A 12743-nucleotide genomic window follows, 5' to 3' on the forward strand; every position below is an offset into this window, starting at 1 on the left:
TGAAGCAATGTCGCATGAAACCACTGCGGAAGCTCTGTAAGCGGCCCCCACTCCAGCCGAAAGCAGCACCATGTCGTAAGGGCCAAGGCCACTGTGAGAAGTGTCGTCGATACGATTCGGCGAATTGATTTCCACCCCATGGATCTGCTTTCAAGAGCACAGGGCGGATGCGCGTTTGTTGGCTCAAGCCACCAGCGTTCTGACGAGCCTACATATCGTCCAAATCGCTGATGTCGGAATCGGACTCGCTATCGCCATCGTCTTCGGAAGCGTAACCTCGATGCAGCAGGTTGCCGAACGCACCCACCTGCCCTTCAGCCTCTTCCTGCTCCAGCGCAGTTGCACCGGATAGATCCATGGTTTCCATTGCCGACGGGTCGGCGTCATCGAGATAGTTCAGCCAATCCTCAGCGCCACGCTGCCGATTCTCGCCTTTGCCAGCAATCTGCGACGCTGACGTAGTGCCTGGGCCGATATTGTTGACGGTGGCCGGATTCAGCTCGATGCCTTTTCGTAGTGCGTTAAGTCGCTCTGAACGCTTTGTCTTGCGAGTGGCATCGAAGTATGCACGCCGGTAGGCCTTCAAATATTGAGTGCGTTCTTTGCGCGTTTCAGCAGCCCAGTTGGGGCCGCGCGTGCGCAGCCTGTCGCGCATCATCTTGTTCATGCGCCGGGGGCGCGGAAATGCTCGCGACCCGAGTAGGTCCAGCGGGTCGCGACCTACGCCTTCCATGGCGCCCATGGCGACGCGCTTGGAAATATGCGCGAGCGAGTGGGGTCCCTGATGGCGCTTTCCCGAGGCATAGCGATACCCGGTCGTGGCGCGCCGGTCATAAAAGCCGATCGCGCCTGACGACTGGCCAATGCGCGTGAGTTCATCGCGCACCGGGCTGTTGTAGGCGCCCGTCTGCTGGTCGTAGGTGTCGCCGAGGCTTGCGTTCGGATATGCCACACTCGGGGCAGGGTAGGGATCGGTGTCGGTACTGGAAGAAGACTGGCTGACCCATTGGGTGCCATCATGTTCGTACCTCGTCAGCTGGACGGTGGGGCGGGATGCCGCTCGTCCGACACGGTCTTTCGCTCTTGGACTGAAACCGACGACACGCTGTGTTACTACGCCTGCTGCGCGTTCCTCTGCCACTAGGTTCCGTGCTACATCGCCGCCCTCGAACTGCGCGGCTCTCTCTCCCATCATGTCGGCCTCGTTCTCCAGTGAAGGATCATCGTTGACCGCGCCCGCCTTCATCTGCAAAGTAGGCCGAACCCGACCCTGAGCTTGCTGTACTACATGCCAAGCCTCATGCGGCAAATGCTTTTCTTGGCCAGCCCCCAGATGAATCTCATCGCCCTGGGCATAAGCATGCGCCTTAAACTGCGCCGGCATATCCGAGTTGTAGTGCACTTTTACATGATTCATGCTCATGCCGGAAAGTGACTCTAACCCGGATTTCAATTGATTGGGCAAGCCGGTGTTGTTGATTTTTTCTTCGCTCTGCGCCGGCAATGCCTCAGCTGGCAATGCGCTGCCTCCTTGCGGTTTCACCGTCCTTCCGAAGAGCGCATTCATTTCATGACGCTGCGCCACCATCTGCGGACTGTTGTGAATGGCGTTGCTTAGCGCCCGCTGCTGCAACGCATGCGGGCCGTTATTCATCATCTCGGCCAATTTACGTTGCGCCACCATCCGCGGACTGTTGTGAATGGCATTGCTTAGCGCCCGCTGCTGCAACGCATCCGGGCCGTTATTCATCATCTCGGCCAGTTTACGTTGCGCCACCGCCTCGGGCCGCTTGTCCGCAAGTACCCGCGTCTGTGTCCTGGCAATGTCCGTTTGGGCGGCTTCAGAGTCATTTCTTGCTTGAAGTGGTGCTTGCATGGGTGGCCTTTGCAGATGAGTGGCGTTATCGATATGACTGCATGATCATACCCCTGTTTTTCCTGTTTTCGACGAAACTGGCTTCTTTGGGCTTTGAGATGCAACGGAACGATACCGGCGTGCTGGACGCCCTTGCTAAGGAAGCACTGATTAATTCCGCCATTCGCGTTCCCGCCGGCGCGACAACCTGAAGCAATAGCGCCACGTTCCCACTCGTCATCGATCATGTAAAGAGCTTCTCTGACCTCGAATACGCCGCCAAGAAAAAACTGACGCGGCGTGACCGTTTCCTTACTGAGATCGACAGCGTTACGCCGTGGAGTAAGCTGCACCAACTGGTCGAGCCGTTCTATCCGAAGGTTGAAGGCACCGGTCGTCGGCCATCGGTATCGCACGCATGTTGCGGATGTATGTGGCCCTACAATGCTTTGATTTGTCGGACGAAGGTATCGAAGATTCGATCTACGACAGCCAAGCCATGCGTGCTTTCGTTGGCATCGATCTGGCACGCGATTCGGCGCCGGACGCGCCGATCCGGCACACCCAATGATTTGCGCGCATTGCCAAGCTGAGGAAAGTGCCGTCCACGAGACCTGTTCCCGGTTCGTGCGCGTCGATGAAGCGAACCGATTACAACTGGCGCGCTGCATCGTGTTTTACCGCGGCACCTTGGGCCTGCGCCGGCACGCCCGCTGGGACGGGGGCGCGCATCTGTCGGCCGGGGATTTGTGGCTGTGCCTGTCGCTGGAGGGACAGGCCACCGCCGCGCTGGCCAGCCCCGCCTACACGCACTATGCGTTTTCCATCTCGCAGCAAGACTTCCCCGCCTTTGCCGCCCGCCTGCGCGCCGCCGGCGTGCCCGAATGGCGGCAAAACCGCAGCGCCGGCGATTCCCTGAATTTCCTCGACCCGGACGGCCACCAGCTGGAAGCCCATGCGGGCAGCCTGGCGCAGCGGCTGGCGGCCTGCCGCGCAGCGCCGTATCGGGGCATGGTGTTCGAGGATAGAGAGGCACAATCGCAAAATTCAACAAATTCATCAAAATCATTGAATCGCCAGACATTTGCGTCGCCGTTATCGGGAAAAAACACCGTGATCAGCCGATAACCCTCTGATAATCTTGCTTTTAAAACTTAATCAAGCTGCCAAGATTGCCATGAATAATGGGAAAATATGCCACACAATATGGCAAAAATGAAAATATTGATTGAAAATAGTTAACACTTATTTGTCAAATTCGCTAGAATTGATTGTGCATCAGAGAAAGTATTGCGATGCATGATCAATTCTGAGGGCAAACCCGTCGAAAGGCGGGGACGCAAAGCCACCGGCCTACCGCGCGCAAGCGCCACGGCAGCGGGGCTGCCAATGCAGGGCCGGCACCGCCAGCGCGCGGCGCCAGGCCCGGAAGCATTGTCGAGATGTGGCCCTCGCCCAACTCGGAGAGTCTTGCCATGAAAAAGTTCATCCCCCTGCCTTCCCGTCACGGACGCCTGCTGCTGGGCGCCACTGCCGCCATCCTGCTGGGCGCTTGCGGCCCTGGCCAGGAAACGTCGGCGCCGCCCGCCGCCCTCGCCACGGCGGCCACGCAATTCAGTGTCGAGGTGCCCGTCGTCCCCGCCGCCGTCGGCGCGCTGGTGGCGCAGCCGATGTTCCACACGGCGCCCGCCCTGCTGGAAACCCCTGACGGGCGCGACAGTACCGACAGCAGCGGCTCGGCCCACTGGCGCCCGCACCTGCAGCGCGTGCCCGGCGCCATGGCCGGCCTGGCCACGCGGCGCCTGACGGCGCAAAAGATCGCCGCCGCGGAGCAGGCCGCACTGAATAGCGCCCCGCTGCTGGCCGGCGGCGCAGCCGATACCGTCGCGCCCATGGCCGGCGCCAGCGTGGTGGCCACGTATTCTCCCGCGCAGATCCGCGCCGCCTACGACCTGCCCGCCCTGCCTGCAGTGGGCACGGCGCTGACGCCGCTCCAGGCGGCCCAGCTGGGCGCGGGACAGACCATCTACATCATCGATGCCATGCATGACCCGAACGTGGCCGCCGAACTGGCCACCTTCAACCAGAAATTCGGCTTGCCCGCCTGCACCAGCAAAACCATCGCCACCAGCGCCACCCTGCCACTGCCGGCCGCGCCGGCCAGCGGCTGCGAACTGTCCGTTGTGTACAGCACCCCGTCGAACGCCATGACGGCCACGGCGCCCGCCTATAACTCGGGCTGGGCCATGGAAATCGCGCTCGACGTGCAGTGGGCGCATGCGACGGCGCCGCTGGCGCGCATCGTGCTGATCGAGGCGCCCGACGCCTCCATCAACAGCCTGCTGGGCGCCGTGCGCCTGGCTAACCTGATGGGGCCTGGCGTCGTCTCGATGAGCTTTGGCGCCGCCGAAGGCAGCTGGACGGCTTCCGTCGACAGCGCCTTCACGGGCAAGAACATGACGTACCTGGCCGCCACGGGCGACTCGGGCAGCGGCGTGTCGTGGCCATCCGTGTCGCCCAACGTGCTGGCCGTGGGCGGCACCACGCTCAGCTACAACGGCAGCGGCGCACGCAGCGAGACGGCCTGGTCCGGTACGGGCGGCGGCATCAGCGCCTACACGGCCCTGCCCGCCTACCAGACGGGCAGCCTGCCCGGCCTGGGCAGCCTGCTGCGGCGCAACGTGGCCGACGTGGCCTTCAATGCCGACCCCGCCACGGGCCAGTACACGGCCGTGATGGCGCAGGGCAGCAGCAGCGCCAGCTGGCTCAGCATCGGCGGCACCAGCCTGTCCACGCCGCAATGGGCCGGCCTGATCGCCATCGCCAACGCCAGCCGCGCGCTGCAGGCCAAGGCGGCGCTCGGCGTGCCGCACGGCATGCTGTACGGCCAGATCGCCGCCGTGCCCGGCACCTATGCCAGCAATTTTGCCGACATCACGCAGGGCAGCAACGGCAGCTGCAGCGTGTGCACGGCCAGGGTCGGCTATGACCCGCTGGGCGGCCTGGGCACGCCGAACGCGAAAAGCCTGCTGGCCAGCCTGTCGGGCACGCAGCTCGCCCCCGCCGCCCCCGTGGTGGCGCCAGCCAGCATCAGCGGCGCGGCCGGCAAGCCGCTGACGTTCACGGTCGCGGCCAGCGCATCCAATCCCCTCAGCTACGCCATGCTGGGCGCGCCGTCCGGCATGGGCATCGCCGCCACGGGCGTGGTCAGCTGGGCCGCCCCCATTGCGGGCACCTATGCCGTGACCATGGTGGCCAGGGATACCGTCACTGGCCTGACCGGCCAGGGCGTGTACAGCATCGCCATCGCCCCCGTCGCGCCGCCCGTCGTCGCCGCCGGCGCCATCACGGGCAAGGTGGGCACGGCGCTGGCGTTCAATGTCAGCGTCACGGCCGCCAACCCTGTCAGCTATGCGCTCGCCGGCGCGCCGGCCGGCATGGCCATCAGCAGCGCCGGCCTGGTGAGCTGGGCCGCGCCCGTGGCCGGCACCTACGCCGTCACGGTGACGGCCACGGACAGCAAGACTGGCCTGAGCGGCAAGGGCCTGTACACGGTGGCCATCGCCGCCCCGCTGCCGCCCGTGGTCACGGTCGCCAGCGTCAGCGGCAAGCCGGGCGTGGCCCTGTCGTTCACGGCCACGGTGGTGGCGCCCAATCCCGTCACCTACAGCCTGGCAGGCGCGCCTTCCGGCATGACCGTCAATGCCGCCGGCGTCGTCAGCTGGGCCAGCCCCGTGCTGGGCAGCTACAGCGTGACCGTCATCGCCAGGGACAGCAAGACGGGCTTGACGGGCCAGGCCGTGGCGACGGTGAAGATCGCCGCCGCCGGCCCCACGATCAGCGCCGCCGCCATGACGGGCGTGGCGGGCAAGGCCATGAGCGGCAGCATCGTGCTGACGGCGCCAGGTGCCACGTCGCTGCGGATCTCGATCGACGGCGCGCCGCTGGGCATGCAGTTTTCCATGAGCGGCATGACCATCACGGCCTACTGGCCGCAGCCCGTGGCCGGCAGCTACACGCTGAAGGTGGTGGCGCTGGACAATAACGGCCTGACGGCGCAGCTGAGCGTGCCCGTGACCGTCACGGCAAAATAAACCGGCGCCGCCGGCCAGCGGGGCGCAGCGGGACACACGTCCCCTGCGCCCCGTTTTTCATGTGCGCGGATCTTGCAGGAAGTCCAGAAAAGGAGTATATATAGTCCATAAACAGAGTTTTATTGAAGGACTTGCCATGAATCTTGCCTACGCCTACCCCAAGAGCCGCTTCGAGCCGACCGTGCTCGTCGACCTGAATGCGAAAGCCGAGCGCGAACGCCTGTCGCAGGCGGCCTTGAAAGGTTTTTTCAAGCTGGCCGCCGCATGGAAACTGCGCGACGACGATGCGCGCGAATTGCTGGGCGGCCTGTCCAGCAGCGCCTGGTACGAATGGAAGAAGCACCCGGACCGCGTGCTGGAAGTGGACCGCATCACGCGCATTTCGTATTTGCTGGGCATTTATAAAGCCTTGCATATCCTGTACGGCGACAAGCTGGCCGACGAATGGGTGAGCCTGCCCAACAAAAATCCCGTGTTTGGCGGCCGCACGCCCCTGTCGCAGATGCTGGCCGGCGGCTTGCTGGCCATGCAGACGGTGCGCAAGCTGCTCGATGCGCGGCGCGGAGGGCTGTAATCTTGCCTGTCACGCAAAGCCCGCAAACCGACGGCTTGCCGCCGCTGGCCGCCCTGCGCCAGATCGACACGTGCCGGCTGATTCCCTCGCGCTTCGCCGACATGGAAGACTCCGTGCTGGCGCCGCTGGCCGAGGACGACGGCCACCTGCGCGAGCTGTTCGAACTCGATAACGCGACCAACGCCCGCCTGGTGGCCGAGTACGGCGGCGCGCCAGGCATCGGCGTGGACGAACTGGTGTTTGGCGTGCCGCACTTTCGCATCATTAACGCCGCCTACACGTATGCCCGCCCGGAAGGGGCGCGTTTCAACGATGGCGAGCGGGGCGCCTGGTATTGCGCCTTCGACATGGAAACGGCGCTGGCCGAGATTATTTTCCACAAGACCGTGGAATACCAGGAAATCGACTATTTCGACGACAGCGTCAGCTACCAGTCGCTGCTGGCCGATTTCTCCGCCAGTTTCCACGACCTGCGCGGCCAGGAACGCTACCGCGCCTGCCTGGACCCGGCCAGCTACATCGCCTCGCAAGACCTGGCCGCCGTGCTGCTCGATGCGGGTTCCATGGGCGTGATCTTCCCCAGCGTGCGGCACGCCAGCGGCACCAACCTGGCCTGCTTCCGCCCTGCCCTGGTGGGCAATGTTCGCAAAGGCGCCGCCTATCGGTTAACATGGCAGGGTACGCCGACGCCGCGCGTGGAAGCCTTGTAAGGCAAGCAAACCGCGCGCAACGGCACCCGACTCACCGAACATTGATATTTCGCATGCAAACCAATCCCGAAAAAGACACCGAACTGCGCCTCAAAGTCAACAGCGAAACGGCCCGCCTGGCCTGGAGCGAGCTGGAAAAACATTTCGCCCAGGGCAACGTCGTCTGGGTCGCCAACGAACTGGACCTGGTCGAAGTGGCCGTGCGCATCTCGCACGACGACAAGGCCACCATCGCGCAATGGATGGCCGATGGCAAGGTCGCCAAGGTGTCGGATCAGCAGGCGCTGGACTGGCAGGCCGCCGATGCCGCGCTATGGGCCGTCGTCGTCAGCCCGTTCATCCTGGTGCAGCAGGAAAAGCCGACGAAGCACTAATGCCCGCCGCCCAGGTAGGCGGCAATCACCTTCGGGTCCGTCTTTAAACTCTCCGCCGGACCATGCACGGAAATGCTGCCGTTTTCCAGCACATAGCCGTAATCGGCCACGTTCAGGGCGGCGGCGGCGAACTGCTCCACCAGCAGCATGGTCACGCCTTCGGCCTTCAGGCGCGTGATGATGCGGAAGACTTCTTCCACCAGGATGGGCGCCAGGCCCATCGACGGCTCGTCCAGCAGGATCACTTCCGGGTTCAGCATCACGGCGCGGGCCATGGCCAGCATCTGCTGCTCGCCGCCCGACAAAGTGCCGGCCAGCTGGTCGCGCCGCTCCTTCAGGCGGGGAAACAGTTCCATGGCCTTGTCCAGGTCGGCCTTGATGTCGCCTTTCGGGCGCGCCCGCGTGAAGCGGGGAAAGGCACCCAGCAGCAGGTTGTCCGTCACCGACATCGAGGCGAACACGCGCCGCCCTTCCGGCGAATGGGCCAGGCCGGCGCGCGCGATGCGGTGCGAATCGAGTCCCGTGACATCCTTGCCGCCCAGGGTGACGGAACCGGATTTGGGTTTGAGCATGCCGGATATGGCGCGCATGGTGGTGGTCTTGCCGGCGCCGTTCGAGCCGATCAGGGTCACCAGCTTGCCTTTCGGCACGTCCAGCGAAATGCCGTGCAAGACTTCGACTTTACCGTAGCCGGCGTGCAGATTGTTAATGGTCAGCATGGTCTTCCTCTCAGTGCGCCGCGGGGCTCAGGGTGTCGGCGCTGCCGCCCAGGTAGGCTTCGATCACCTTCGGATCGCTCTGGACAAGCGCGGGCGCGCCTTCGGCGATCTTCTGGCCGAAGTCCAGCACCGTCACCACGTCCGACAGGGCCATCACCACGTCCATGTGGTGCTCGATCAGAATGATGGTAATGCCGTGCTCGCGGATCTTGCGGATAATCGCCATCAGCTCCTTGATGTCGGGCGCCGTCAGGCCCGCCGCCGGCTCGTCGAGCAGCAGCAAACGCGGATTGAGGCCCAGCGCGCGGCCGATTTCCAGCAAGCGCTGCTTGCCATACGGCAAGTTGCGCGCCTCCTCGTCGGCCAGGTCGGCCAGTCCCACGAATTCGAGGATGCTGGCGGCCCGCTCGCGCGCCGCCTTTTCCTCGCGCTTGTAGCGGGGCGTGTGCAGCATCACGTCCAGCACGTTCGACTTGAACGTGTTGTGCAAGCCCACCAGCACGTTTTCCGTGGCCGTCATCTCGCCGAACAGCTGCACGTTCTGGAAGGTGCGCGCCACGCCGCCCAGGGCGATCTCGGACGGCGTGCGCCCGGAGATGACGGCGCCGGCAAACTCCACCTTGCCCGCTGTCGGCTTGTAGATCCCCGTGAGCACGTTCATCATGGTGCTCTTGCCCGAGCCGTTCGGCCCGATCAAGCCATGCACGGAGCCTTGCGTGACCTGCAGGTCCACCTGGTTCAGCGCCTTCAGGCCGCCGAACTGCATCAGGGCCTGCTCCACGCGCAGCAGGGGCGCGCCGCGCGAGCCGCCTTGCGCCGGATCAAGGTGGGCAAAGGGCGCGACGCCGCTCGCGGCCACGGACTGCACGTGGCGCCGGCCCTTGCCGACAAAGCTCATCAGGAAACCGACGATGCCGTCCTGCAGGTAGTACACGACGAACAGGGTCATCAGGCCGAAGATGGTCAGGCGCCAGTCGACCATGTTCTCCAGCCGGTAGGAAAACGCGGCCAGGCCGATGGTGGCCACCAGGGGCACGATCACGCCGCGCACGGTGGAACGCCCTTTCGCCAGCATGAGCGCGGAGCCGATCACGCCCAGCACGGCGGCGCCGACGGCGATCTTGCGGAACAGCTCGATATCGGCCAGCAAACTGGGCAGCATGACAACGATGAGGGCGCCGATCAGCGCGCCGGAACGCGTCTTGCGCCCGCCCATGATGACGGCCAGCAGGAACAGGATCGTCAGCTCGAAGTTGTAGGTATTGGGCGAGATGTACTCTTCCGAATACGCGTACAGGCTGCCGGCCAGGCCCGCGAAACCGGCGCTGATGACGAAGGCATACACCTTGTAGCGGTAGACGGACACGCCCATGCAGTCGGAGGCGATGGGGCTGTCGCGCAGCGCCTCGAAGGCCCGTCCCAGGTTCGATTTTAAAATGCGGTGCACGACGACGAGCGAGATGACCATCAGCGCGGCCACCATGTAGTAGTACTCCACTTCGCTCAATTTGTGGCCGATGACGACGGGCTTGTGGATCTTGATGCCCATCGGCCCTTCCGTCAGGAAGCTCATTTCATTGATCAGGATTTGCACGATGGTGCCGAAGGCCAGGGTCACCATGGCCAGGTAGGGCCCCGTCACGCGCAGGGCCGGCAAGGCGAGGATGGCGCCGAAGACGGCGGCGCCCAGGATGCTGGCGGGGATGGCCAGCCAGAACGGCGCGCCCAGCTTGAACACCAGCACGCCCGTGGCGTACGAGCCGATGCCGAACAGGCCCGCGTGGCCCAGCGACACCTGGCCCGTGTAGCCGACGACGATGTCGAGGCCGAACAGCAGGATGGCGTAGATCAGGATGGTCTCGGCCAGGTGGATGTAATAGGGATTCGGGATAACGACGGGGAACAGCGCGAGCACGGCCAGTCCCGCCGCGCTCAGCGCCAGCATGGTGATTTTCTTGTTCATGGATCCCTCAGACTTTCTTGATCGCGGCTTTGCCGAACAGGCCGGATGGCTTGATGGCCAGCACCAGCAGCAGGAGCAGCAGGCCCGGCACTTCCTTGTAGCCGGTGGAGATGTAGTAGCCCGTGGTGGTTTCCGCGATGCCCAGGATCAGGCCGCCGACGATGGCGCCCACGCCCGACGTCAGGCCGCCGATGATGGCCACGGCAAACGCTTTCAGGCCCAGCGAGGCGCCCATGGTGGCGCCCGTCAGGGTCAGCGGCGCCACCAGCACGCCCGCAAACGCGGCCGTGGCCGACGACAGCGCATAGGAAAACGTGATGACCATGCCGGTATTGATGCCCATCAAGCCGGCCGCGTCGCGGTCATTGGCCGTCGCCACCACGGCCTTGCCGTAGATGGACTTGCGGTTGAAGAGCTCGACGGCCAGCATGATGGCCAGCGCGCCGACGATGACGGCCACCTGCATCTGCTGCACGTTGGCGCCGAACACCTGGAACGGCGCGGCCGACAGGGGCGACGGGAACATCAGGTCGTCCTTGCCCCAGATGTTTTCCGCCACGTTCTTGAAAATGATGGCCAGCGCGATGGTCGACATGATCCAGCCGAATTCGGACTTGATCTTGATGGCGGGCCGCACGCCGATCCACTCGACGAACACGCCCTGCAGGGCGCCGAAGGCGATGACGATGGGGATCATCAGGAGATAGCTCATGTAGGGGCCGCCGTGGATGGTGCCCACCAGCGACAGGCCCACCAGCGCGCCCAGCATCAGGGATTCGCCCTGGCCGAAATTGAGGGTGCCGGAAGTGGCAAAGGTCAGCTGGTAGCCGAAGGCGATGACGGCATAGATCATGCCCAGCGCGATGCCGCTGAAGACGAGCTGCAGGAAGATTTCCATGGTATTCCCCGAAGGACGGAAGATAAAAAAATGGCCAGTCCTGATTCCTCAAGGCTGGCCATTGCGCGGCGAGCGTCCGCCCGGCTTATTTCGCGAGGACGACCTTGCCGTCCCTGACTTCGCCGAAGACCGTCAGGTCGGCCGTGATGGCCTCATGGTTGGTCTTGCTGAACGGCTTGTTGTAGGTGGTGACGGCGCCTTCCACCTTTTCGTTCAGGTTTTCCAGCGCGGCGCGCACTTTCGGGCCATCCGTGCCACCCGCCTGCTTGAAGGCGGCGGCCAGCAGGTAGATGGAATCGTAGCCCTGCGCGGCCGACACGGCCGACGGCATGCGCCCGCCCGACGGCTTGTAGGCGGCGATGTAGGCATCGATGAAGGCCTTGCGCTTCGGCGTGCTGGCATCCTGGATGAAGGTTTGCGGCATGCGCGTGCCATCGCCGTTCTTGCCCGCGTTATCGATGAAGTTGCCCATGGCCAGGGTCCAGCTGCCGATCAGCGGCACTTTCCAGCCCAGTTTTTCCATGCCGTTGGCGATCTGCGCCAGTTCCGGGCCGATGCCGTAGGTCAGCACCACTTCCGCGCCGGCCTGCTTGGCTTTCAGCAGCTGGGCCGTCATGTCGACATCCTTGATGTTGTATTTCTCGACGGCAACGGGCTTGATGCCTTTCTTGTCCAGCGCTTTTTCCAGGTCTTCGCGGCCCAGCTGGCCGTAGTTGGTGGAATCGGCCAGGATCGCCACTTTCTTGAACTTGCGGCGCTCGACGGCTTCCTCGACGATCATGTGCGACTGGATCTGGTCGTTGGCGGCATTGCGGAAGATGTAGTTTTCAGGCTGGTCGGCGAACTGCTTGGTGACGATGGACCCCGTCGCCACGTTGTTCATGACGGGAATCTTGGCTTCCTGGTAGAAGCGCTGCGATGCGAGGGCCACGCCCGTGTTGATGTAGCCGACGGTGGCGGCGACCTTTTCCTTGTTGATGAGCTCCTGGGCGATCTGCACGCCCCGTTCATTCTTGGCTTCGTCGTCGCGTTCGATCAGCAACAGCGAACGGCCCATGACGCCGCCCTTGGCATTGATTTCGGCCACGGCCAGCTTGACGCCGTCGCGCATCGACACGCCCATCGGCGCGGAGCCGCCCGTGAACGGACCGGACACGCCGATCTTGATGGGGTCGGCTGCGAATGCCGCTTGCGAGAAACCCAAAACCAAACTTGCCACGAGCAATTTCTGTTTCAAATTCATTGTCATCTCCTGTAATACAACGTTTTTAATGCCACTTATTTTTATAGTCGTACGCTGGATAACCGCCCCATCGATAAATCATTGTAGGTTAGTAAACATGCCCCAGCAACAACAACATATGACGCGTCGCAGCATGCAAAAAAGGCCAGTTCACCCGTCCGATGTCAGTCTTTTGTAAGGAAAATATGGCCCAAATTGGCACACCCTGCGCCAACCTGCAACAGCGCTGTGGCACAGCGGCACAGCCGGATGCAAGCAAACTGGACAATCAAGCGGGCTGCTGATCTGGCGCAAGGCTGCCCCTGCCGGGCAT

General features: G+C 63.6%; 10 protein-coding genes, 2 pseudogenes and 1 riboswitch. Of the genes and pseudogenes, 7 read left to right on the plus strand and 5 right to left on the minus strand.

Annotated elements, in window-relative coordinates:
- Positions 1–208: 208 nt before the first annotated feature.
- Positions 209–1876, minus strand: coding sequence for an eCIS core domain-containing protein (locus AC07VL_RS21570; RefSeq protein WP_494807655.1), 1668 nt, complete (start codon positions 1874–1876; stop codon positions 209–211).
- Between the two features lie 41 nt (positions 1877–1917).
- On the opposite strand from AC07VL_RS21570, the gene AC07VL_RS21575 reads away from it, so the two are divergent.
- The 7 genes and pseudogenes from AC07VL_RS21575 to AC07VL_RS21605 all read left to right on the plus strand — a co-directional run bounded on the left by AC07VL_RS21575 (position 1918) and on the right by AC07VL_RS21605 (position 7607).
- Positions 1918–2067: a hypothetical protein gene (locus tag AC07VL_RS21575; protein ID WP_494807656.1), complete on the plus strand. Its 150-nt coding sequence runs from the start codon at positions 1918–1920 to the stop codon at positions 2065–2067.
- Positions 2068–2094: 27 nt separating this feature from the next.
- Positions 2095–2405: pseudogene (locus AC07VL_RS21580) on the plus strand (transposase); the annotation flags it as partial.
- Positions 2406–2482: 77 nt separating this feature from the next.
- Positions 2483–2881: pseudogene (locus AC07VL_RS21585) on the plus strand (VOC family protein); the annotation flags it as partial.
- A 278-nt stretch (positions 2882–3159) separates the two neighbouring features.
- Positions 3160–3246: riboswitch (cyclic di-GMP riboswitch) on the plus strand.
- Positions 3247–3330: 84 nt separating this feature from the next.
- Positions 3331–5949: a S53 family peptidase gene (locus AC07VL_RS21590; protein WP_494807657.1), complete on the plus strand. Its 2619-nt coding sequence runs from the start codon at positions 3331–3333 to the stop codon at positions 5947–5949.
- A 136-nt stretch (positions 5950–6085) separates the two neighbouring features.
- Complete coding sequence (locus tag AC07VL_RS21595) at positions 6086–6523, plus strand: MbcA/ParS/Xre antitoxin family protein (RefSeq protein WP_494807658.1); 438 nt, start codon at positions 6086–6088, stop codon at positions 6521–6523.
- Positions 6524–6525: 2 nt separating this feature from the next.
- On the plus strand, positions 6526–7233 hold the full coding sequence (locus AC07VL_RS21600; protein ID WP_494807659.1) for an RES family NAD+ phosphorylase: 708 nt from the start codon (positions 6526–6528) through the stop codon (positions 7231–7233).
- Positions 7234–7286: 53 nt separating this feature from the next.
- Entirely contained in the window at positions 7287–7607 is a 321-nt protein-coding gene (locus tag AC07VL_RS21605) for a DUF2288 domain-containing protein (protein ID WP_494807660.1), read from the plus strand.
- On the opposite strand, the gene AC07VL_RS21610 is transcribed toward AC07VL_RS21605, so the two are convergent.
- The 4 genes from AC07VL_RS21610 to AC07VL_RS21625 all read right to left on the minus strand — a co-directional run bounded on the left by AC07VL_RS21610 (position 7604) and on the right by AC07VL_RS21625 (position 12430).
- A complete protein-coding gene (locus tag AC07VL_RS21610; protein ID WP_494807661.1) occupies positions 7604–8326 on the minus strand; it encodes an ABC transporter ATP-binding protein in 723 nt (240 codons plus the stop codon). The two genes, AC07VL_RS21605 and AC07VL_RS21610, sit on opposite strands and share 4 nt — an antisense overlap.
- Positions 8327–8336: 10 nt before the next feature.
- Entirely contained in the window at positions 8337–10289 is a 1953-nt protein-coding gene (locus AC07VL_RS21615) for a branched-chain amino acid ABC transporter ATP-binding protein/permease (protein ID WP_494807662.1), read from the minus strand.
- Positions 10290–10296: 7 nt separating this feature from the next.
- Positions 10297–11187, minus strand: coding sequence for a branched-chain amino acid ABC transporter permease (locus AC07VL_RS21620; RefSeq protein WP_494807663.1), 891 nt, complete (start codon positions 11185–11187; stop codon positions 10297–10299).
- Between the two features lie 85 nt (positions 11188–11272).
- Positions 11273–12430: an ABC transporter substrate-binding protein gene (locus AC07VL_RS21625; RefSeq protein ID WP_494807664.1), complete on the minus strand. Its 1158-nt coding sequence runs from the start codon at positions 12428–12430 to the stop codon at positions 11273–11275.
- Positions 12431–12743 lie beyond the last annotated feature (313 nt).

Source organism: Janthinobacterium sp. GW821-FHT03C08 (genome assembly GCF_059420905.1).

Bases quoted from the DNA above. Each gene is read 5' to 3' on its own strand.
- AC07VL_RS21570 (WP_494807655.1), bottom strand. From the start codon at position 1,876: ATGCAAGCACCACTTCAAGCAAGAAATGACTCTGAAGCCGCCCAAACG.
- AC07VL_RS21575 (WP_494807656.1), top strand. From the start codon at position 1,918: ATGATCATACCCCTGTTTTTCCTGTTTTCGACGAAACTGGCTTCTTTG.
- AC07VL_RS21590 (WP_494807657.1), top strand. From the start codon at position 3,331: ATGAAAAAGTTCATCCCCCTGCCTTCCCGTCACGGACGCCTGCTGCTG.
- AC07VL_RS21595 (WP_494807658.1), top strand. From the start codon at position 6,086: ATGAATCTTGCCTACGCCTACCCCAAGAGCCGCTTCGAGCCGACCGTG.
- AC07VL_RS21605 (WP_494807660.1), top strand. From the start codon at position 7,287: ATGCAAACCAATCCCGAAAAAGACACCGAACTGCGCCTCAAAGTCAAC.
- AC07VL_RS21610 (WP_494807661.1), bottom strand. From the start codon at position 8,326: ATGCTGACCATTAACAATCTGCACGCCGGCTACGGTAAAGTCGAAGTC.
- AC07VL_RS21615 (WP_494807662.1), bottom strand. From the start codon at position 10,289: ATGAACAAGAAAATCACCATGCTGGCGCTGAGCGCGGCGGGACTGGCC.
- AC07VL_RS21620 (WP_494807663.1), bottom strand. From the start codon at position 11,187: ATGGAAATCTTCCTGCAGCTCGTCTTCAGCGGCATCGCGCTGGGCATG.
- AC07VL_RS21625 (WP_494807664.1), bottom strand. From the start codon at position 12,430: ATGAATTTGAAACAGAAATTGCTCGTGGCAAGTTTGGTTTTGGGTTTC.